This window comes from Stenotrophomonas sp. STEN014 (assembly GCF_056760315.1).
The window spans coordinates 1-20,197 of sequence record NZ_JBRREN010000012.1 but is presented as its reverse complement, the minus strand read 5'-3'; the positions used below and the strand labels follow the sequence as shown (position 1 = coordinate 20,197).

General features: G+C 65.1%; 19 protein-coding genes and 3 tRNA genes. 11 read left to right on the top strand and 11 right to left on the bottom strand.

Annotated elements, in window-relative coordinates; all coding sequences use genetic code 11:
* Positions 1-146: 146 nt before the first annotated feature.
* The 3 genes from ACVOMC_RS14505 to ACVOMC_RS14495 all read right to left on the bottom strand — a co-directional run bounded on the left by ACVOMC_RS14505 (position 147) and on the right by ACVOMC_RS14495 (position 3,752).
* Positions 147-1,712, bottom strand: a complete 1,566-nt coding sequence (locus ACVOMC_RS14505; protein ID WP_481524510.1) for an N-acetylmuramoyl-L-alanine amidase — start codon at positions 1,710-1,712, stop codon at positions 147-149.
* 79 nt (positions 1,713-1,791) lie between these two features.
* Positions 1,792-2,271, bottom strand: a complete 480-nt coding sequence (gene tsaE, locus ACVOMC_RS14500) for a tRNA (adenosine(37)-N6)-threonylcarbamoyltransferase complex ATPase subunit type 1 TsaE (protein ID WP_481524509.1) — start codon at positions 2,269-2,271, stop codon at positions 1,792-1,794.
* Positions 2,272-2,279: 8 nt separating this feature from the next.
* The gene (locus tag ACVOMC_RS14495) at positions 2,280-3,752 is read right to left on the bottom strand and encodes an NAD(P)H-hydrate dehydratase (protein WP_481524508.1); all 1,473 of its coding nucleotides are present in this window, start codon (positions 3,750-3,752) and stop codon (positions 2,280-2,282) included.
* A gap of 23 nt (positions 3,753-3,775) precedes the next feature.
* Between ACVOMC_RS14495 and queG the strand changes: the two genes are divergently transcribed.
* Positions 3,776-4,864, top strand: a complete 1,089-nt coding sequence (gene queG, locus ACVOMC_RS14490) for a tRNA epoxyqueuosine(34) reductase QueG (protein ID WP_481524507.1) — start codon at positions 3,776-3,778, stop codon at positions 4,862-4,864.
* A gap of 59 nt (positions 4,865-4,923) precedes the next feature.
* Positions 4,924-6,270, top strand: a complete 1,347-nt coding sequence (xseA, locus tag ACVOMC_RS14485; RefSeq protein ID WP_481524506.1) for an exodeoxyribonuclease VII large subunit — start codon at positions 4,924-4,926, stop codon at positions 6,268-6,270.
* A 77-nt stretch (positions 6,271-6,347) separates the two neighbouring features.
* Here xseA and ACVOMC_RS14480 read toward each other — a convergent pair whose 3' ends face one another.
* A complete protein-coding gene (locus ACVOMC_RS14480; protein ID WP_481524505.1) occupies positions 6,348-7,262 on the bottom strand; it encodes a M48 family metallopeptidase in 915 nt (304 codons plus the stop codon).
* A 66-nt stretch (positions 7,263-7,328) separates the two neighbouring features.
* Positions 7,329-9,215 carry an SUMF1/EgtB/PvdO family nonheme iron enzyme gene (locus ACVOMC_RS14475; RefSeq protein ID WP_481524504.1) on the bottom strand — a complete coding sequence of 629 codons (1,887 nt, stop codon included), beginning with the start codon at positions 9,213-9,215 and terminating at the stop codon, positions 7,329-7,331.
* 93 nt (positions 9,216-9,308) lie between these two features.
* Here ACVOMC_RS14475 and rnd point away from each other — a divergent pair, with 93 nt between their 5' ends.
* Entirely contained in the window at positions 9,309-10,391 is a 1,083-nt protein-coding gene (gene rnd, locus ACVOMC_RS14470) for a ribonuclease D (RefSeq protein WP_481524503.1), read from the top strand.
* Positions 10,392-10,536: 145 nt separating this feature from the next.
* Complete coding sequence (locus ACVOMC_RS14465; RefSeq protein WP_481524502.1) at positions 10,537-12,303, top strand: SLC13 family permease; 1,767 nt, start codon at positions 10,537-10,539, stop codon at positions 12,301-12,303.
* 173 nt (positions 12,304-12,476) lie between these two features.
* On the opposite strand, the gene ACVOMC_RS14460 is transcribed toward ACVOMC_RS14465, so the two are convergent.
* Positions 12,477-12,549 (bottom strand) — tRNA-Ser (locus ACVOMC_RS14460).
* A gap of 156 nt (positions 12,550-12,705) precedes the next feature.
* On the opposite strand from ACVOMC_RS14460, the gene ACVOMC_RS14455 reads away from it, so the two are divergent.
* The 6 genes from ACVOMC_RS14455 (at position 12,706) to ACVOMC_RS14430 (ending at position 15,501) form a co-directional block, all read left to right on the top strand.
* Positions 12,706-14,058 (top strand): site-specific integrase, encoded by a 1,353-nt coding sequence (locus tag ACVOMC_RS14455; RefSeq protein WP_481524501.1) that lies wholly within the window; start codon positions 12,706-12,708, stop codon positions 14,056-14,058.
* Between the two features lie 395 nt (positions 14,059-14,453).
* Complete coding sequence (locus ACVOMC_RS14450; protein ID WP_481524500.1) at positions 14,454-14,609, top strand: hypothetical protein; 156 nt, start codon at positions 14,454-14,456, stop codon at positions 14,607-14,609.
* A gap of 59 nt (positions 14,610-14,668) precedes the next feature.
* Positions 14,669-14,842: a hypothetical protein gene (locus ACVOMC_RS14445; protein WP_481524499.1), complete on the top strand. Its 174-nt coding sequence runs from the start codon at positions 14,669-14,671 to the stop codon at positions 14,840-14,842.
* A gap of 38 nt (positions 14,843-14,880) precedes the next feature.
* Positions 14,881-15,024 carry a hypothetical protein gene (locus ACVOMC_RS14440; protein ID WP_481524498.1) on the top strand — a complete coding sequence of 48 codons (144 nt, stop codon included), beginning with the start codon at positions 14,881-14,883 and terminating at the stop codon, positions 15,022-15,024.
* A 72-nt stretch (positions 15,025-15,096) separates the two neighbouring features.
* Positions 15,097-15,225, top strand: a complete 129-nt coding sequence (locus ACVOMC_RS14435; RefSeq protein WP_481524497.1) for a hypothetical protein — start codon at positions 15,097-15,099, stop codon at positions 15,223-15,225.
* An 18-nt stretch (positions 15,226-15,243) separates the two neighbouring features.
* Positions 15,244-15,501, top strand: coding sequence for a KilA-N domain-containing protein (locus ACVOMC_RS14430; protein WP_481524496.1), 258 nt, complete (start codon positions 15,244-15,246; stop codon positions 15,499-15,501).
* A 105-nt stretch (positions 15,502-15,606) separates the two neighbouring features.
* On the opposite strand, the gene ACVOMC_RS14425 is transcribed toward ACVOMC_RS14430, so the two are convergent.
* The 3 genes from ACVOMC_RS14425 to ACVOMC_RS14415 form a co-directional block, all read right to left on the bottom strand.
* Positions 15,607-16,134, bottom strand: coding sequence for a hypothetical protein (locus tag ACVOMC_RS14425; RefSeq protein ID WP_481524495.1), 528 nt, complete (start codon positions 16,132-16,134; stop codon positions 15,607-15,609).
* A gap of 137 nt (positions 16,135-16,271) precedes the next feature.
* Positions 16,272-16,595 carry a hypothetical protein gene (locus tag ACVOMC_RS14420; RefSeq protein ID WP_481524494.1) on the bottom strand — a complete coding sequence of 108 codons (324 nt, stop codon included), beginning with the start codon at positions 16,593-16,595 and terminating at the stop codon, positions 16,272-16,274.
* 94 nt (positions 16,596-16,689) lie between these two features.
* Positions 16,690-17,079, bottom strand: coding sequence for a hypothetical protein (locus tag ACVOMC_RS14415; protein WP_481524493.1), 390 nt, complete (start codon positions 17,077-17,079; stop codon positions 16,690-16,692).
* Positions 17,080-19,119: 2,040 nt separating this feature from the next.
* Between ACVOMC_RS14415 and ACVOMC_RS14410 the strand changes: the two genes are divergently transcribed.
* Positions 19,120-19,374 (top strand): helix-turn-helix transcriptional regulator, encoded by a 255-nt coding sequence (locus ACVOMC_RS14410; RefSeq protein WP_481524492.1) that lies wholly within the window; start codon positions 19,120-19,122, stop codon positions 19,372-19,374.
* A gap of 95 nt (positions 19,375-19,469) precedes the next feature.
* Here ACVOMC_RS14410 and ACVOMC_RS14405 read toward each other — a convergent pair.
* Both ACVOMC_RS14405 and ACVOMC_RS14400 read right to left on the bottom strand, forming a co-directional pair.
* Positions 19,470-19,545 (bottom strand) — tRNA-Phe (locus ACVOMC_RS14405).
* Between the two features lie 221 nt (positions 19,546-19,766).
* Positions 19,767-19,842, bottom strand: a tRNA-Ala gene (locus ACVOMC_RS14400).
* Positions 19,843-20,197: the final 355 nt, after the last annotated feature.

The following is a 20,197-nucleotide window of genomic DNA, read 5'->3' as shown; positions in this document are numbered from 1 at the left end:
TCAGGCTGACATCATGCATGCGCAGATGATAGCCGAGCCCGGCCAGCACGCCGCGCCGCAAGCAGGCTTTGCAGCCCTGTCGGCAGCGCCGTTAAACGGCAAACGGCCGCCCAAGGGCAGCCGTTTGAACAGACACCGGCGAAGGCTTACTTGCTGCCGCCGGCCACGGTGCCGGCGGAGGCATCCATTTCCGCCTGGGCGCGGGCGGCGAACAGCGTACCCGGCGGCGGTTGGCGACTGAAGAAAGTGTGTACTCCATCCAGCACCGCGCTGGCGATACTGCGCTGGTAGGCCGGATCGATCAGCCGGCGCTCCTCATCCGGATTGGAGATGAAGGCCGTTTCCACCAGCATCGCCGGCATATCCGAGGTCCGCAGCACGGCGAAGTTGGCCCGCTCGATGTTCGGCTTGTGGTTCTTGCCGATGCGTTTGAGGCCACTGAGCACGTGATTGCCCGCGTCCTCGGAGGCCTTCATGTTGCCGCTCTGGGCCAGATCCAGCAGCACGTTGGCCAGGGTGCCTTCGGTGCGGTTGAGGCTGACGCCACCGATCAGATCGGCCGCGTTTTCCTTGTCCGCCAGCCACCGGGCGCGCTGCGAGGACGCGCCCTTGGTGGAGAGCACATACACCGAGGACCCGGTGGCCGAGCGGTTTTCAGCCGCATCGGCGTGGATCGAGATGAAGATGTCGGCCTTGGCCGCGCGGGCCCGCTGGGCGCGGTGCGGCAACGGGATGAATACGTCGGTATCGCGGGTCAGGAACGCGCGCAGTCCAGGCGTGGCATTGACCTGCCGCGCCAGTTCACGCGCCACGGCCAGGGTCACGTCCTTCTCGCGCTTGCCGGTCGGGCCGATCGCACCGGGATCCTGACCACCATGTCCAGGGTCGATCGCCACCACCAGGGTGCGCATACCCGGCTGCATGCGGATACGCGAGGCATCGCTGGGCATCACGGGGCGCGGCGCCGTTGCGGTAGCCACCTCCGGTGCGGCCGCAGCAGCGGCTTGCGCGGCGGCCGGGACGGGGCCCGGCTTGCCGGTGGCAATGGTGGTGGGGACGGCTGCGCCCTGACCATTGAGAATCGCCGCCGGCGATGAGGGTTGGCTCTGCGGCGCGCTGACGGCGACAGGTGCCGGGCTTGCGTTGACAACCACGGCCGGCGCAGGCGGGGTGGCCTGCTGGCGCACCGTGGCGGTCAGTGCGGCGGTAGCCCGGGCCGCCTCGGCACGGGCATCCACACTGTTTTGTACTGGCGTGCTGGCGGGTGCCGCGGGCGCAACTGGCGCAGAAGTCGCGGCCACAGCGCGCGCCGGCGCTTCGCCCGGCCATTCGATCAACAACGTGGACTCCGCGCCCTGCCCCTGCATCCGGGGCTTGAACGGCGCGACCGACTCGGCCAGATCGAACACCACCCGGAACGTGCCCGGAGTCGGAGTGCCGGTACGCACCGCGGTGACCACGCCGGTCGCAGCGGGCAGCTTGAGGTCACGTACAGCGCTGGAATCCGGAAAATCGACGACCAGGCGGTTCGGTGCGGACAGGCTCAGGGTCTTGTAGCTGCCACCACCGGCCAGCTGGATTTCAGCCCGGGTGCCGGTACTACCACTGTGCAGCCCTACTCCACGGACCTCGCCCGCCCACGCAGGTACCGCAGCCAGGCAGAGCCCGGCGACAGCAAGCGACAGTGCGAACAGCGGGTTTCCCGTAGTCATGCCCGGATTCAATCACCGCATTCCGGCAATTGCAATACTTTTCCTTTAATAATCCGCCACCTGCCGCACCTTTCTGTTGTCAGAGGGCAGGAAGCGACTGCAAGTCGGCCATTTCACTCAACCGCTGCAGCCACGATTCACCGGTCGGGCTGTGTGCCCGCAACCGGGCGTGGCGACCGTGGCCGGCGATTTCCAGCCCGATCACCAGATCCACCGGCGGCAGGCCGCCGGCCCCGCGCTCGGGCCATTCGACCAGCCACAGATCGGCGCTGCCTTCGTCCAGCCCGAGAAAATCCAGCTCGCCCGCATTGCCGATCCGGTACAGGTCCAGATGCCACGCCTCACCAACGGTAAGCGGATAGCGCTCGATCAGGGTGTAGGTGGGGCTGCGGATCGCGCCCTGCACCCCCAGGGCACGCAACAGCGCGCGCGCCAGGGTGGATTTGCCCGCGCCCAGGTCGCCTTGCAGATGGACCACCGCCTGTGCCGGCCGGGTCTGCGCCAACGCCTGCCCGAGCCGGTCGGTGCTTTCGCTGTCAGGAAGAATCAGTTCGATCATGGTCGCCATTATGGATTGGCCAGCGCCCGCAGGTGCGGCAGCAGATCACGCGGTAGCAGCCCGCGCTCCCCGTCCAGTGCGGCCACATCCCCGGCCAGTGCATGCAGCAGGGCACCGGTGCTGGCGGCATCGAACAGCGCCAGACCCTGCGCGCACAACGCGGCAATGACGCCGGTCAAAAGATCCCCCATGCCCCCCACCGCCATGCCCGGGTTGCCGGCGGCGATCACTCGCGGCAATTGTCCGGGGCTCGCCACCACAGTACCGGCGCCCTTGAGTACCACGACCGCCGAGTAGCGCCCGGCCAGCGCCTGCGCCGCGGCGAAACGATCATGCTGCACGCTGGCGGTATCGGTTCCCAGCAAACGCGCAGCCTCGCCCGGATGCGGGGTCAGGATGGCCTGCGGCAGCGGACGTGGCTCGAGTGCGAGCAGATTCAAGGCATCGGCATCGACCACCAGCCGCTTGCCGCTGGCCAGCACCGCCGCGTACAGCGCCTGCGCCCACGTGTCCTGGCCCAGCCCGGGCCCCAATGCCACCACACTCGCACGCGCCAGCAGAGCATCCAGCCCGGCGATATTTTCTATGCCATGTGCCATCGCCTCCGGGCACCGTGCCAGCAGCGGCGCCACATGCACGCCACGGGTCGCCACGCTGGTCAGGCCCGCACCACTGCGCAAGGCCGCCTCGGCCGCCAGCATCACCGCGCCACCTGCACCGTGGTTGCCGCCCACGCACAGCACATGCCCGGACTCGCCCTTGTGGGTATTGAGCCGCCGCCGCGGCAGGTACTGCGACAGCGCCGGTTTCGACCAGCGCTGCACGCTGGCAGCGATACCGTCCAGCGCCGGCGGCGGCAAGTCCAGATCCGCCAGCAGCCGTTGGCCCGCAAACTCCAGGGCCGTTCCGGTGTACAAACCGCGGTGCGCGACGATGAACTGCAGCACCCGGCCGGCGCGGACCGCTTCACCCGGAACCTTGCCACTGTCGGCATCCACACCACTGGGCACATCCAGCGCCAGTACCGGCACGCCGGCGGCGTTGATCGCCGCGATCAGCGCCGCATCCGCCGCCTCCGGCGCACGGCTGAAGCCGATCCCGTACAGCGCATCGACAATCAACTCGGCCTGCCGCAGGCAATCGGGCGATACCTCGACGTGACCGCCGATAGCCAGATAATCGGTACAGGCACGCTGGGCCAGCGCGCTACGTGGAGCGGCACCGCGCGGATGCAACACGCTGACTTCGCGCCCGGACTGGCGCGCCAGACGCGCCAGCACGTATCCATCGCCACCGTTGTTGCCCGGGCCGCACACCACCACGAGCCGCCGCGCCTGCGGCCAATGCTGCAACACACACTGCCAGGCCGCCTGTCCGGCACGCTGCATCAACACATAGCCATCGCCGCCCAGCAGCGCGGTGGCCTGGACATCAATGCGCCGGGCGGCGACGGTATCGAACAATTCGACAGGCTCGTCCATGCCCCGGATTCTATACTTGCCACATGTCTGAAGCCGCTTTCACCGTCAATCCGGCGCAGCTGTCGCTGCGCATCCGCCAGCTCGCCCGCGAGGCGGGTTTCCAGCGCTGTGGCATCAGCGGCATCGCGCTGGGCGAGGATGAGGCGCACCTGGCCGACTGGCTGGGCCAGGGGCTGTACGGAACGATGGAATGGATGGCCCGCCATGGCACGATGCGCGCCCGGCCACAGGAGCTGCTGCCCGGTACGGTGCGGGTGATCTCGGTGGGGCTGGATTACGGCCACAAGGACGATACCGCAGCCTGGGCCACGCTCGATGATGCCGAACGCGCCTATGTCGCCCGCTATGCGCTGGGCCGCGACTACCACAAGCTGATGCGCAACCGCCTGCAGAAGCTGGCCGAACGCATCGCCGGCGAGATCGGCCCGTTCGGCTACCGGGTGTTCGTCGATTCGGCGCCGGTGCTGGAACGCGCTCTGGCGCGCAATGCCGGGCTGGGCTGGATCGGCAAACACACCTGCCTGATCGACCGCAACGGCGGCTCGTGGTTCTTCCTCGGCGAGATCTACGTGGACCTGCCGTTGCCGGTGGATGCGCCGGCCAGCGCGCATTGCGGCACCTGCACGCGCTGCATCGACGTCTGCCCGACCGCCGCCATCATCGCCCCGCACCGGTTGGACGCGCGCCGCTGCATCTCCTACCTGACCATCGAACACGAAGGCGCCATTCCGCTGGAAATGCGTCCACTGATGGGCAACCGCATCTACGGCTGCGATGACTGCCAGCTGGTCTGCCCGTGGAACAAGTTCGCCCGTCGCACCGACGAGCCGGATTTCCGCGCCCGCAACAACCTCGACACCGCCACCTTGCCGGAGCTGTTTGCCTGGGAGGAAGACGAATTCCTGCGCCGCACCGAAGGCAGCCCGATCCGTCGCAGCGGCCATGAGCGCTGGCTGCGCAATATCGCCGTGGCGTTGGGCAATGCCGCGCCCTCACCCGCCGCGAAGCAGGCATTGGAGCAACGTCGCGAGCACGCCTCCGCCCTGGTCCGCGAGCACGTGCAGTGGGCACTGCAGCATCACATCGAAAGCGCCGGCATGGGACCGCCGTGAGTCGCAAGCAGCTTCCATGCGACCATGACCGCCCGCTTCAACGCTCCAACACCTGATCCATGGAACGCAGTGCCGACATCCTGACCCCCAACCAGCTCAACACGCTGGCGCGCGACCTGCTGGAAAGCGCGTTTCCGCTGGTATGGGTGGAAGGCGAGCTGGGCAATGTCAGCCGGCCAGCCTCCGGACACCTGTATTTCACCCTGAAGGACGCCCGCGCGCAGGTGCGTGCGGCGATGTTCAAGCCCAAGAGCCAGTGGCTGAAATTTGTGCCACGCGAAGGCCTGCGCGTGCTGGTGCGCGGCCGGCTCACTCTGTATGAAGCACGCGGCGACTACCAGCTGATCCTGGATCACATGGAAGAAGCCGGCGAAGGCGCGTTGCGTCGCGCCTATGACGAGCTGAAAGCGCGGCTGGAAGCCGAAGGTCTGTTTGATCCGGCACGCAAGCGCCCGCTGCCGGCCCATGTGCGACGCCTGGCGGTGATCACCTCGCCCAGTGGCGCGGCGGTGCGCGACGTGCTGAGCGTGCTGGCCCGACGCTTTCCGCTGCTGGAGGTGGAACTGCTGCCCTCGCTGGTGCAGGGCGACACCGCCGCCGCGCAGATCACCTCGCTGCTGCGCAAGGCCGATGCCAGCGGCCGCTACGACGTGATCCTGCTGACCCGCGGCGGCGGCTCACTGGAAGATCTGTGGGCATTCAGCGACGAACAGCTGGCACGCGCCATTGCCGCCAGCAACACGCCGGTGGTCTCGGCGGTGGGCCATGAAACGGATTTCAGCCTGACGGATTTCGCCGCCGACCTGCGGGCCCCCACCCCTTCAGTGGCCGCCGAGCTGCTGGTGCCGGACCAGCGTGATCTCACCGTGCGCCTGCGCCGGCTGGCGCAGCGTCTGACCCAGCTGCAGACGCATGCGCTGGGCCAGGCGATGCAGCGCGCCGACCGTGCCGCGCTGCGGCTGCAGACGCACAGCCCGCAGGCCCGACTGGACCTGCTGCGCCACCGGCAGGAGGCTGCGTTCGCCCGCCTGGATGCGGGCTGGCGACAGCAGCAGGAGCGCCGCCAGGCCCGCCTTGCCAACAGCGCCGCGATCCTGCGCGCCACCCAGCCGCAACGCCGGCTGGCCGCGCTCACGGAAAGACTGGCTGCACTGGCGCCACGCGCGCAGGCGGCAATGGCGCGCCAGCTGCAGCGTGATGCGCTGCGTCTGCGCGGCATCGCCCGCTCACTGGAGGCGGTCAGCCCACTGGCTACCGTGGCCCGCGGCTATTCAATCCTCACCCGTAGCGACGATGGCGCACTGGTGCGCAGTGTCGATCAGCTCCAGCCCGGGGACCGTGTGCACGCCCGCCTGGCCGACGGCCACGTGACCTTGCGCGTGGAACCCGGCAACAGCAACCACTGAGCCCGCCGCGCGGTGCCGAAACACGGAACGCCGGCATTGCAGCCCGGCGTTCTGCATTCCGCGGCGGCGAACCGGGCTTACTGCCGCACCGCGCGCTCTTCGCTGCAGAACTGCTGGCGATAGGCCATCGCCTTGGGCATCAGCGCGCCCAGGTTCTGGATACGGGTGCCGGGATTGGGGTGGGTGGAGGAGAATTCCGGCGGTGCCTGCCCGCCACTGGCTTGGCCCATGCGCTCCCACAACGGCACCGCCTCTTGGGGGTTGAAGCAGGCCGCCGCCGCCAGCATCAGCCCGACCTCATCGGCCTGGGTTTCATGCGAACGCGCGTACGGCAGCAGATAGCCGTAGCCCATCGCCGACATCATCATCTGCTGCTGTTGCGCATCCATGCCACTGGCCGCACCGGCCATCTGGCCGATCTGGGTCAACTTCTGCTGGGCCATCCGCTGGGCACCGTGGCGCAGCAGTGCATGCGCGATCTCGTGGCCCATCACCACCGCCAGCGCGTCGCTGTTCTGCGCCACCGGAATCAGCCCCGTATATACGGCCATCTTGCCACCCGGCAGGCAGAACGCATTGGCCTGGTCGGACTGCAGCACGTTCACTTCCCAGTCGAAATCACGGGCGAAGTGCTGCGGCTGCAGGCCGTGCTCCTGCGCCAGCGCGGTTTCCACCACATCCACCTTGGCGATCAGGCGCCGGGCGATTTCCCGCACCTGCTGCGAAATCTGTGCGTTCGGATCGACCGGCCGCTCCTGCGACAAAATCTCCTGGTAGGCCTGCAGGCCCAGCGCCTTCTCCTGGCTGGCATCGAGCGAGCTGTCGATCAGCACCTTCTCGCCGGTATACGGGTCCACCGCGCGGTTGCCCAGGTAATAGCAGCCGCCGTAGATGGCAAAACCCAGCAGCACCACCCAGCGGATATTGCCGAACAGGCCGCCGCCCCGACGCTGCCTGCTGTTGCCCCGACTGCCGAAAGGATCCTGTCGCATGCGGAATTTCCAATGAGAAGCGGTTCGCCGGCGCCGATGGTACCGCGCCGCCCCGCACCGGCAACGTCAAATGCCACGCACCAGGCGGAATCCGATCCGTGCCGACGTCACATCCGAATCCTGCGACTGCCGCCACGCCGCGCGCGTCTGTTCCGGCGCATTGGCCCAGTTGCCGCCGCGGATCACCCGCTGCCGGCAGCCCGGGTTGTACCAGGCCGCACCGTCGGCGGGCGCGCGCCGGTAACTCGCGTGCCAGCAATCGGCCACCCATTCGCTGAGGTTGCCGGCCATGTCGTGCAGGCCCCAGCCATTGGGCTGGAAGCTGGCCACCGGCGCCGTGCCCCAGAAGCCGTCGCCGTAGCCGACGAAGGCATTTTTCCAGTGGCGTCCGCTGGGCGAGACATCCTCGCTGCCGGTGAAGTTGCCCGACAGCGGCGGCGGCACCCCGGCATTTCCCCACGGATAGCGCCCGCTGGTGCCGGCACGCAGCGCATATTCGAACTCCGCCTCGCTGGGCAGCCGGTAATAGCGCCCGGTCTGCTCGGACAGCCACGCCGCATAGGCCTCGGCGTCACGCACGCTGACATGCATCACCGGACTGTTGGGTTTGGCCACCGCGCCGTTGTAGTCCGAGCGCCAGTCCACACCGCTGCGGCGGACAAAGTTGCCGCTGCGCTCGTCATAGACCACCGAATGACCACGCCGGGTGGCGCGCGGCCGTGACTTGGCGGCGACCACGAACCGGCCGAATTCGGCCACGGTGACCTCGGTGATCGACAGGGCGAAGCCGCGGTCGAAGCGCACGTAATGCTGCGGACGTTCGGCATCGCTGGCGCCCGGTTCGGCATCGCCCGCGCCCATCTGGAAGCCGCCGTGGGGCACCACGATCATCTGCGGCCCGCGACCACCGCTGCGCAGCGCGTCGGAGAACACCTGGCCCGGCCGGAAGCTGCCGTAATGGGTTACCAGATCGATCCGCTGCCGCAGCAGCGCCACCGCCGGATCTCCCGGCGCGGCGATGCGCAATGCCCGCTCGAGCTTCTCCCGCGCCGCCTTCAGTCCCTGCGGCGAGGAAAGATCACGCAGCCCGCCGTCACGCAGCGCCACCAGCTGCGCGGTTCGCATCGCTTCGATGCGCGCCCGGGCGTCGCCCAGTGTCGGCCCGCCACGGACCTTGGCGGCCCTGTCCAGCCACGCGGCCGCGCCCTCGAAATCGGCCATGGTGGCGGCCAGCTCCGCCCGCCGGATCAGGCCACTTTGCACCGCGGCAATGCCCTGCAGCGCGCGAGTGTCATCCGGCACCAGTGCCAGCGCAGCGCGGAAGGATTCCAGCGCACCGCCACCGGCCTCCCCCAGCTGGTTCCGGCGCAGGGCCGCTTCGCCGGCGCGGTTGAGTGCCAGCACCCGCCGCGCCTGCTGGATCTGCGCTTGCAGCGCAAGCTCGGCCTTGCCTTCCGGCGCCAGTGCAATCGCCACGCTCACCCGCTCGGCCGCCTCTGCCAGGGCCTGACGCTGGTCATTGGGGCGTGCCATCAGTTCGATCGCCTGCGCCCGGAGCAACTGCCGCGCCCTGTCCAGTCCGCGCCGCGCCCTGACATCCCTGGGCTTGACCGCCAGCACGGCCAGATACAGCGGCACTGCCGCCTCCGCACTGTCGTACAGGCGCCCCTGCGCCAGCGCCGCATCGGCCTGGCGACGGGCCTTGTCCACCATTTCCGGCGCCAATTCCGGCACCGACGGCATCCATACCGGAAGCGGGGTAGCCTCCACCGCCGCGCGCTCGGGCTCGGTACGTGCCGGTGATCCGGTCCCAGCCCCCAGCTCCGGGGCTGGGGGCACATTGCCGTCGCGCTCCTGGTCCGGTGCCGCCGTGCCGGGCACTTCCGGCGAGCAGGCGCCGCAGGCCAGGGCCACAAGCAGCGCCACGCGGATCAGCTGGCCGGTTGTACGCAAACTTCCTCCCTTTCCTGCTCCCGGATCACGGGGCGGTTCGACGTTAGGCTATTCTCGCCTGCCTGAGCAAACCCTGCAGTTGACGGACACCACGTGGCTTATTGGATCAAACACCCGACGGAACTTGAAGAACGTTACCGCCAGCGTCCCAGCCGGATCGGGCTGGATACCGAGTTCATCCGCGAGCGCACCTACTGGCCGCAACTGGCGCTGGTGCAGATGGCCGTGGGTGAGGAAATCCTGCTGATCGATCCGCTGATCCCCGGTATGACCGAGGCCCTGCGCCCGTGGCTGACCGACACTTCGATCCTCAAGATCATGCACAGCGCCAGCGAAGACCTGGTCGCCTTCAAGTGCGCCTGTGATGCGATGCCGCGGCCACTGTTCGACACCCAGATCGGCGCGGCACTGGCCGGCATCGGCGGCGGCATGGGCTACCAGAAGCTGGTGGCCGAGATCACCGGCGTCACCCTGCCCAAGGGCGAAACCCGTTCGGACTGGATGCGCCGCCCGCTCTCTCCGGCACAGCTGGAATACGCCGCGGACGATGTGGAATACCTGTTCGCGCTGCACGACGCCATCGACGCCAAGTTGCAGGCGCTGGACCGGCGCAGCTGGCTGGAGGATGACGGTGAGCGGATGATCGCCAACGTCGAGGCCGATGACAGCGAACAATGGCCGCACCTGTCGATGCGCGCGGCGCAGTTCCTCGAACCTGTCGCCCAGCTGCGCCTGTTGCGGCTGCTGCGCTGGCGTGACCAGCAGGCCCGGCAAAGCGACAAGCCGCGCAGCTGGATTCTCGACAATGAAATCGCCACCACGCTGGCGCGCACACCGCCGGCCGATTACGAGGCGATGCTGCGGCTGTTCGACCGTTTTCCCAAAGCACCGCGCAAACTGGCCCAGGCTGTCTGGCAGGCCCTGAACACGCCACTGGACGACGAGGCCCTGGCACCGCAGCCGCTGGCACCAAGCGAGAGCAACAAGGCCGCACTGAAGCGGCTGCAGGAGGCCGTCGCCAGCCACGCGGCCGCACTGGGCCTGCCTGATGGCCTGCTGGCCTCCCGCAAGCACCTGGAGGCCCTGCTGGAAAGCGGCCAGTGGCCGGCGGCGCTCGATGGCTGGCGCAAGACACAGCTGGAGCCGGTCTTGCGCCCGCTGTTGCCGGCGCGTTGATCGCCTCTACCGGCGCGGGCTCTCGCGCAGCCCGCGTCATGCGCCACGATCGGACTGCGCCCACCTCTACGCAGTCCCCCAGGCTTCACCGGCTTACTCGCAACACCCCTCATCGGAACCGGATGACTCACGGAGACCCGGCTGTATGACGTTCCAGATCCTGATGGTCATCGGCATCACGGTGGTTGCCGTCTATCTGTTCGCCACCGAAAAGCTGCGCATGGACATGGTGGCTGTCCTGGTGCTGGCCACACTGGCCCTGCTCGATCTGGTCAGCCCGCAGCAGGCGCTCAGTGGCTTCAGCAACCCGGCAACCATCACCGTCGCTGCCATGTTCGTCCTGGCCGCAGGCCTGCAGAACAGCGGCGCGCTCTCCGGCATCGGCTGGCTGTTCAGTCGGACCCGGTCTCCCTTTCTGTTCCTGCTGCTGTTGTTCGCGGTGCTGGCGCTGATCGCGCCGTTCGTGAACAACACCGCCGTCGTGGCGGTATTCATGCCGCTGGTGATCACCGCCACCGCCCGGATCGGCATGCCGGCTTCCAAAGCGCTGATTCCGCTGTCCTTTGTCTCGCAGATGGCCGGCGTGTGCACGCTGGTGGGCACCTCGACCAACCTGCTGGTCAACGGCATCGCCAAGGATCTGGGGCACCCCGGCTTCAGCATGTTCGAATTCACGCCGCTGGGCCTGATCTGCCTGGCCGCCGGCTGCACCTACCTGCTCATCTTCGGCCGCTGGCTGCTGCCCGACACCCGCACCTCCGAGTTCGTGGAGCACTACGAGCTGGGCAAGTTCCTCACCGAACTGCGGGTGATGCCCGGCTCGCGCCTGATCGGAAAATCCATCGAAGAGATGAAGCTGGGCGAAGCCAACGGCGTTTTCGTACTGGAACTGCTGCGCGGCAAGAACAAAGTGTGGTCACCGCGGACCCAGACGCTGCAGGAAGACGACATCCTGCTCGCCCGTGGCGACTGGCCCAGACTGGTCGAATTCACCCGCAAAGCCGGATTGGAGATCAATTCGCAATTCAAGTTCAAAGCCCGCCTGCTCGATGATGTGGAGCAGGTGGTTACCGAAGTGATGATCGCGCCCAACTCGCGCGCGGCCGGCCGCACCCTGGAAGCGCTGGACCGCAGCTGGAACCACAACGCGGTAGTGCTGGCCATCCAGCGTCGTGGCGGAGTGCTGCGCGAGAAACTCAAGGATGTGCGGCTGGATGTTGGCGACATCCTGCTGCTGATCACCGCCAGCGCGGAGGTCGGTGCGCTGCGCCGCGATCCGGACGTGGTGGTGCTGTCCGAACGTGAAGCGGTCAAGCCAAAAGGCTGGCGCGGCCCGTTCGCGCTGGTGACGATGGCGCTGGTGATCGGCATCTCGGCCATGGGCTGGATGCCGATCGCGATCACCTCGCTGGTCGGCGCGGTGGCGATGACCCTGGCAGGCTGCCTGCATGCCGACGAGGTCTACGAGGCTGTGGACTGGCGCATCGTGGTGCTGATGGCAGGCCTGCTGCCGCTGGGCGTGGCGATGAGCCAGAGCGGAGCGGCCGCTTTCATCGTCGAGCACACCATCGGACTGGTACGCGACCTCGGCCCGCATGTGGTGCTGGCGGTGATGTACCTGGTCGCCCTGCTGCTGGCCGAGCTGATGAGCAACTCCGCGGCGGCCGTGCTGCTGACCCCGATCGGCATCTCCACCGCGCAGATGCTGGGCGTGGATGCCACGCCCTTCCTGATCGCGGTGACCTTTTCGGCATCGACCAGCTTCCTCACCCCGGTCGGCTACCAGACCAACACCATGGTCTACACCGCCGGCGGCTACCGCTTCACCGACTTTCTCAAAGTGGGCCTGCCGCTGAATCTGATCTTCTGGATTCTGGGCGTGATCTTCATCCCGCGCTTCTGGCCCTTCTGAGCCATCCCCGGTCGCCAGCTGTCCGCCGCTGGCTGCACTGCCCCACTGCGACACAAGCACCTGCGCGCATCCCCTGATTGCGCAGGCACAAGCGTGGGGCAGGTGTACCACGCCAGCGACATCATCGACATGGAAAAACAAAAAAGCCCGCATTTCTGCAGGCTTTAATGGAATGGTGGCCGAGGACGGAATCGAACCGCCGACACGGGGATTTTCAATCCCTTTTTTCACCATCCGAACCCATCCAGCGGCATCCACGAAAACGACATAACTGCATGATATAGATTGATTTATCCATCTTTAGCCGTCCAAGGCATTCCGACGCACGCCAGCCACGAACGGCAAACGAACGGCAAACAGCTGTGCTATCGTCCGCCCCGGCAAACGAACGGGGACAGACTTTTGGCAGCACTCACGCACAACGCGCTCACCGGCCTCAAGGCTGGCAAATGGGCATCCGATATGGGCGCCCGTGGTGCAGGCACGCTAGTGGCCTATCGCAGCGGCAGCGGTCGGGATGGCCGCGTCCTGTTCTACTTCCGCTATACGAAGCCAGACGGCGACCGCGACTCGTATCCGATGGGCGAATGGGAGGGCACTGGCGGTCCTCTCACCCTCAAAGCTGCCCGTGCCCGCGCCGGGGAACTCTCCGCACGCTATACGGCAGGAGCTCGGGACCTCCGCGCTGCTCTGGAAGCCGAGGAACGCGAGGAACGGCGGCAGCGCGAAGCAGCCGCGAGGGCCGCAGAATCCGAACTGGAGCGCCAGCAGGCCACCTTAGGCGCACTGATGGATGCTTACGTGGGCTGGATGGAAGCCAAGGGTAAAACCAGCGCGGGCTCCGTGCAGGCTGCGATTAAACGGCACATCAAAGAGCCTTGGCCGAGGCTGTGGGAAACCCCAGCCGACGACCTAACCACAGACGATCTACTGGACGTACTGATCCGCCTGACCGACGACGACAAGCTCAGGGAAGCCGCCAAGCTGCGGTCATATCTGCAAGCCGCCTATAACGCTGGCATGAAGGCCCGCACCGCCGCGAGTGCCACGCCTGCCCTTCGGTCCCTCCGCATCCGAACCAATCCCGCACGCGACCTCAGCACCATCGAAGGTGCATCGAATGTGCGCGACCGCGCCCTAAGCGTGTCCGAGCTGCGAGCCTACTGGCGCCGCATCGCCGGGCTCCCAGACCATGACGCTGCTTGCCTGCGCTTCCATCTATTGACAGGCGGCCAGCGCATTGAGCAGCTAGCCCGCGCCACGACGAAGGACTACGACGCCGACCTAGCTACCGTCACCATCTGGGATGACAAGGGCAGGCGCACCACCCCGCGTATGCACATCGTCCCGCTGCTGCCCGAAGCGATCACCGCAATGCACGCAATGACACCCGAGCGCGTCGGTGAGTTCCTGTTCACGGTCACGGCAGGCAAGCACGGGATGGCCTCTTCCACCGCCTATAACCGCTGCCGTGCAGTCATGGAGGCCATGCTGGAAGCTGGCGAGTTACCGGGTGGCGAGTTCTCAATCAGCGACCTACGACGCACCGTCGAAACACAGCTGGCAGCACTGGGCAACCACTCTGACGTTCGTGCACAGCTGCAATCCCACGGCCTAAGCGGTGTCCAGACCCGCCACTACGACCGCCACGACTATCTGGGAGAGAAGCGGGAAGCCTTGGAAGCCCTGTTCCGCCTGATAACCGAGACCGGAGCCCAGGTGGTCAACTTCCGCCGCAAGGCATCCACCACCTAACACCCATAATCACTTTCCCGAATCCCGTATGCGCTCCGCCCGTGGCAGGCGTGTGAGCCGCAGCGGGTTAGGTGGAGGCCGAGAACGCCGCATGACTGTTCCCATGTGTGCCGCTCCGGCCTCCGCCGAAACCTATGCCGCCGCCAGCGACAGACGCCGATGGCACCACCGACCAACAAGGCCCACTGATAGGCCACCCGCTACCACCGTGCCACCCCACTGCCGCGTGCCCCTGTTTGCTAATTGCGGGCACGTAGAAATGGCATGCAGTGCACGGAGGGGCACCCACCACCTCCCCTTTCTCCCTATCTGTCTTTTTCGACCGTGACCGCAGCGGGCATCACCCAATGCGCCCCCCCCCCACAGCAACACTTCAACCACAAGAGAGTCGCACCATGATCCGTTCCTTCCTTCGCTGGGCCTGCTACTTCCGTGCCGTCCGCATTCCGTTCACTCAGTGGACCGCATGGCTTGAACCGTCCCAGCGCGACCAATGCCCCAAAGGAACTCGCATCGATATCGACGACCGGGATGGTCTGATTAGCCTGTGATCCCGCTGGGAAGTGCGGATGGAGAACCTTGGACCAAGCTGGGCTGAAAGGCACGCCGCATGGCAGGCACAGCAACAGACCGCAGGGGCTATCGACGGATGATTCGCAGCAACAGCCGGATAGGCCGCTGCCTGCAAGAAATCGGCATCCGAGCCATGCAAGGGGTGTTCTTCGCCTTCATCGCAGGGGGTATCCTGCTTGTGCCTGCGCTGATCGGCCACGCCATCCTGTGAGAACCTAAGGGCACCGCATGACTGCCCAGGAGAAGCCGATGAAGCTCCGCAAGCTCGCCGCCGAGATACGCAAGCTCAACCGCGAAAGCGACAAGTTGATGCTCGGGACACTGTGGTATCCGATGGTGGTCGCCACCGCCTTTGTGGCCGCGATCATTACGCTGACCAAACTGTTCCTCTAGCCGCGCCGCACCCCGCAAGATCACCCGACGCCGCCCTCAGAGGCGGCTTTTTGCTGTCCCAAGCAGCACCCCATGACCACTTCCCTGACCATCGCCAATATCTCCATCCGCCAGGACGAACACGGGCGGTTCTGCCTGAATGATCTGCATAGGGCGTCGGGCGGTGAGGAGCGGCACAAGCCCGTCCAGTGGCTCCGCTAGGTCTCAACCGACGAGTTGGTGGTTGCACTTTCTAAAGATGGGAAATCACACCTTTGCCCCGTGAACGCCGTAAAGGGCCGCTACGGCGGCACCTACGTTGTGAAATTGATGGTCTACGCCTACGCCGCATGGGTCAGTGCTGACTTCCACATCGCCGTGATCGAAGCCTACGACGCACTGGTGGTCAACGGCGGGGCACGGGCTGCGGCACCGACTACCGACACGCCGGGTAGCTCGCTCAAACGTCCGGCGGTGGCCTTGAAATGGTCGGTATAGCGCGTGATGGTTCTGGGGCCGGGACGGGGCATTGGGATACTCCTGATCGTTAGGTCAGGGTGTCCACTAAAGCGAAGGAGCTACCGCGTCGGCCTGAATGAATTGTTAGGCACGCCGCAGCGTACGCCGGAACCACTCATACATGACCTCCATGGCCAGCTTCGCATCCGCTTCCAGAATTGTATTGGGGTGCGCTTTGGTAGCCAGGAATCGCGTGCCGAATGCCTCGGGGTGATCAGGCGCCTTGCGGTGAGTGAACGGGTTGCGGAGTAGGCGAAGCCTTTCAGTGCGATCCAACAGGTCGCTAGGCAGAGACAGGTGTTGCCGGCCAGCCTTAATCATGAGCTCGAATCTACCGCGCTCTTGTACAGGCACGGCGTCTTCAAGTTCTTCGCTGAGGGTCTGCTCTACGAAGCACGTGGCGAGGAGCAATGCGCCGACGAAGTGACCGGAAATGAAACAGAGCCGAGCCTCTTCCAGCATGTGGAGCACGGCCAGCCCACCCTTCACGGCGCCCGGATGAAAGTAGTGCTGAGCCAGCCACTCGATGCGCTCCACTCGAGCGACCCGCGACGATTCGTCGGCCCGCGCAAGAGCGGCAGTGAGGTTTTCACGAGTGGCTGGAATGGGCATCGGGGTGCCTAACACCTAAGTTAAGCCGCGCCGCAGCGGGGCGTGAAGCACATGGCAAGCTCCTCCTGCCATGTGGTTTGCGCCCCGATGCGGTGTCGGCTTGAACGCATTGTTAGGGCGTACGTACTAACCCGTACTCACCTGCGGGCCAAGTAGGTAAGCCCGGCGAGGGTCATGGTGCCGATCACAGCCATTGCCCCGACAACGGCCCCCTTAGCGAATCCAGATTCATGGCCACGACTGTAACCCTTCTCTTCACCTGCGGAAAAAGCCTTGAACTCCACCGTTCGATCTCCGGAGGCGATGAAGTCTTCCGCTGCCTTAGAAATCTCCGGCTCTTTCATCATCCGCTCAAGCAGAGCTTTCGCTGCATCCGGATTGAGTCTACTCAAATCCGCAAACTCGTTTAGCCTCTTTGGATCGCTGAGAATGTCCTTGGCATTCATAGAAATGTCGCTCACTTCAACCCCCTTTTTGTTGATTGCGAAGAACTGTAGTACGGCCTAACGCCTGAGTTAAGCCGCGCCGCGATGCGGCGTCGGCTTGAATGAATGGTTAGGCCCCGACAAGGCCTTTTGGAAGGCCCGATGCGCCGCCTAGCTTGGTGATCTGCCAGCGAGTTTGGTCTTTCCACTCATAGTCAATATTGAAATTGAATTCGGAATCGACGCTCAACAGTAGAACACAGAACATCTCTCCGTCTTTGGCCAGTGCATCTCTCAACTCAAGGCCAAGTGATCTGACCTGAGTAAATAGTCCCTTGAACTCAAACACATCGAAAATTGAGATGCCGGAAGCGGCGACATAGGAACCATTTACCCGACTCTGATCTCCTGACGCCTCAAAGCGAATGTACGCCCGTTGCCATTCTGGAACGTGCTCTTGGAGCGACGAAATTAGTGCTTTAGCTAACTCAGTTGCCAAGCTTGCCGATGGCTCACTCATTTGACTGCCCATAGTCCCCCCACGGGGCCTAACGCTTATTGGACCGCCTACTTGCGGTGTTGCCCGGAGTCTGGCTGCTTTCCGCAGGGACGGCAACCCTATGAACCATAGCGAAGAATCAAGCACTTGCCGCCACCGAAAGCTCCACGAGAACACCCCGGAGAAGACTGCACATGCCGCATAGCAGCGGTGCTAACGATTACGCCGGCTTGATCGCGGTCTAACACACCTTTCCGGCAGCACCCCGCTCGGCACCATCGACGCCTAAGCCCCACCGACAGCGCACAAGCACCACACCCCAAGGGCACCCGATGCCCTCGCCTGATTGCACCGACGGCGACAGGGGAAACGGCATGTAGGCATCGCTCCAACGGCCACGCATTCGCTACCGAGTCGATTATGTGTGGCTATAGACCAAACCACCGCGCCAGCCCTTGTAGTGCATCCCCAGCGTGAGGCCAGCGCCGTCCTACGACTCTGCTCCTGCGGACTGACCATCACCACCGAAGCGGACAGGACTGTCCTGTGGTCTCCCATCCGCGATGACGTCCCTCACAGGTGCTTGGCACTGATCGCACACAGGGCGTACTCCACACCTTCCCGCCACCGTCGTACCACCCTGCTCCTGCGCTGCGCTGATTCGCCATTGCGTGACAGCGTAAGGCGGCATCCGCAGCCACACTGACCACCCCGAGGACTGCAACCGCTCTTTCCCTGATCATTGACCACTGCGACACATCACCACCGCTGCCGACACCCACCGACACCCGGCGAAGGGCTGATTGAGCATGCGGGGACGGCGGAATCAGGCATTCAAAGTCAGCCCGAGCACCCCCGGCGGAATAAAAGCCGGCCTATGGACGAAAACAAACGTTCTCCCCATCTGATCACTGACCACGGCGACAGGTCATCACTGCCCGCGACCACCTCCTGACCCGCACTCACTCGTGGCCGCCAAAAAATAGTTGACAACCATGAATTGCAATGGCACGCGCGTCTTTAAGAGCTCTTAAAGAGATACTTAAAGAGAAACCTTTTAAGAGCTGAGTTAGGAGTAACCGTAGGGGGTTTCTCTTAGAGTTCTCTTAGAGGACAGGCCCAGCCATTCAAGATCCCCCCCCCACCCCGATGGTCTGCCCTCGCAGGTGCTTGGCACTGATCGCCCACAAGGCGCCTTCCACGCCTCCTCGCCACCGTCATACCCCATTGCCCCTGCGCTGCGCTGATTCGCCATTGCGTGACAGCGCAAGAGGGCATCCACAGCCGCACTGCCCACCGCGACGACGGCACCCCCTCTATCCCTGATCGTCAGCCACGGCGACAGGTCATCACCGCCACCACGGCGGACCACTCAAGCCCACTTCAAGACCACGCCGGCCACCACCGGGGTGTGCTTTGCCGTGAGCGTCTTTCAGGAACAGACCATGCCCAGGAATCTCCCCATCACCGGCAACCGCGCCGAATGCCCGACCTGCCGCGAGTGCTTCAACTCGGACAGCGCCTTTGATCGCCACCGCGCCGGCACCTACGACGATCCAAAGAACCCCCGACGGTGCCTGACAGTGCCCCAGATGATCGCCAAGGGCTTCACCACGAACCCAAAGGGGTACTGGATTCGGTCTCAGCGCCGTGCTGGCACCTTGCGCCGAAAGCCCGCCACGGAGACGGCACCAGCTACCAGCGTAGCCACTGATCCCTGCGAGGCGCTGTAAGTGCACCGGGTGACGGCGGAAAGAGCACCCGCAAGTGTCAGGAAGTGACACGCCAGCCTGACGGACAGAGCCGCACCAGCGAGTAGGAAAAATCCCACAACAGAAATTTCCGCGACGGCATCTAACTTCTGATCGTTCGCGGACTTCCCCCCGGTGCCGCGCCCCGTTCCCACAGCGGGCAGGCAACCCCCGTCCACCACGGCAACACACATTCCGTCCCGCCGCAGCCACAGCGAGCGGGTATCAACACCAATCCCCACTCAAACGCACCCACCCACCGCCGCAGCCACGCGAGCGGTGCCGAAGGTGTGCCCGAAAGGAACAGAAGATGATCGACCAGAACACCGCCGACACCACCACCGCCATCAACCTCTCCAACATGCCGCGCTTGCTGCGACTCACGGAGGTCACGCACATCACGGGCCTCAGCCGCAGCACCATCTACGCAATGATGGAAGCCGGCAAGTTCCCACGACAGCGCAAGATCACGCCCACCATCGCGGTGTGGTCTGAGGTGGAAGTGATCGCGTGGGTGCATGCCGTGCTGGCGATGCCCACTGATGCGAAGCCAATAGCGGCCTGATGCGCATGGAAACGGCAAACGGCAAACGAACGGCAAACAGATCGAGGCGGAGACAAAAGAAAAGGGCCTGCATTTCTGCAAGCCCTTGAATTCTTTGGTGGCCGAGGACGGAATCGAACCGCCGACACGGGGATTTTCAATCCCCTGCTCTACCAACTGAGCTACTCGGCCACTTTTTTCTCGTTGGCGTTGTCGCCGGCGAGGACGTGCATATTACGGATGCATTTCGATTTGGGCAAGCGAATTTCACAAAAATTTTCACATCCGCGCGAATCCATTCCAAACGACCGATTCGGCAAAGGCATCCACGCCATCCAGAGGCCCACACACCGCGTGCGCAGACACGCAAACGCAAAGCGCCGCATCTTCTGATGCGGCGCTTTGCGGGTGTTTGGTGGAGCGGAGGAGGATCGAACTCCCGACCTTCGCATTGCGAACGCGACGCTCTCCCAGCTGAGCTACCGCCCCAAACGGTGAGGGCGATTCTACGCCCGGTTTTTTTATTCGCCAAGAGGCACATCCCGCAGGGCGTGCCGGCGTCCCCTCAACGACCGCAAGAAAGTGGCCACGCGATCCCCCGGAGCAACCGGTATCCGCGGCCGCAGGGTGCTTCGCCATCGCGGCACGCGTTGCGGCGCTCCATTGCCTGTACGAGGATCACGATCCAATTCCGATTCCCTTCCAGATGCCCAGGGGTGGCAACAGGCCGGTCCGACGTCCCCCCGCTTTCAGTAGCGGTCGGCTTTGGAGTCCGCGGTTAGGGTATCCGAGGCGGCCAAGGTTTTGGCATAGGCTTCCGGTGTGAGCCCGCCGAGTGCCTTCT

Excerpts from the sequence above, each read along its gene's own strand:
- ACVOMC_RS14465 (WP_481524502.1), top strand. The coding sequence starts at position 10,537 with ATGACGTTCCAGATCCTGATGGTCATCGGCATCACGGTGGTTGCCGTC.
- ACVOMC_RS14505 (WP_481524510.1), bottom strand. The coding sequence starts at position 1,712 with ATGACTACGGGAAACCCGCTGTTCGCACTGTCGCTTGCTGTCGCCGGG.
- queG (WP_481524507.1), top strand. The coding sequence starts at position 3,776 with ATGTCTGAAGCCGCTTTCACCGTCAATCCGGCGCAGCTGTCGCTGCGC.
- ACVOMC_RS14440 (WP_481524498.1), top strand. The coding sequence starts at position 14,881 with ATGAAGCTCCGCAAGCTCGCCGCCGAGATACGCAAGCTCAACCGCGAA.
- ACVOMC_RS14425 (WP_481524495.1), bottom strand. The coding sequence starts at position 16,134 with ATGCCCATTCCAGCCACTCGTGAAAACCTCACTGCCGCTCTTGCGCGG.
- ACVOMC_RS14415 (WP_481524493.1), bottom strand. The coding sequence starts at position 17,079 with ATGAGTGAGCCATCGGCAAGCTTGGCAACTGAGTTAGCTAAAGCACTA.
- ACVOMC_RS14450 (WP_481524500.1), top strand. The coding sequence starts at position 14,454 with ATGATCCGTTCCTTCCTTCGCTGGGCCTGCTACTTCCGTGCCGTCCGC.
- ACVOMC_RS14445 (WP_481524499.1), top strand. The coding sequence starts at position 14,669 with ATGGCAGGCACAGCAACAGACCGCAGGGGCTATCGACGGATGATTCGC.
- ACVOMC_RS14495 (WP_481524508.1), bottom strand. The coding sequence starts at position 3,752 with ATGGACGAGCCTGTCGAATTGTTCGATACCGTCGCCGCCCGGCGCATT.
- ACVOMC_RS14435 (WP_481524497.1), top strand. The coding sequence starts at position 15,097 with ATGACCACTTCCCTGACCATCGCCAATATCTCCATCCGCCAGGACGAA.
- tsaE (WP_481524509.1), bottom strand. The coding sequence starts at position 2,271 with ATGATCGAACTGATTCTTCCTGACAGCGAAAGCACCGACCGGCTCGGG.
- ACVOMC_RS14410 (WP_481524492.1), top strand. The coding sequence starts at position 19,120 with ATGATCGACCAGAACACCGCCGACACCACCACCGCCATCAACCTCTCC.
- ACVOMC_RS14480 (WP_481524505.1), bottom strand. The coding sequence starts at position 7,262 with ATGCGACAGGATCCTTTCGGCAGTCGGGGCAACAGCAGGCAGCGTCGG.
- xseA (WP_481524506.1), top strand. The coding sequence starts at position 4,924 with ATGGAACGCAGTGCCGACATCCTGACCCCCAACCAGCTCAACACGCTG.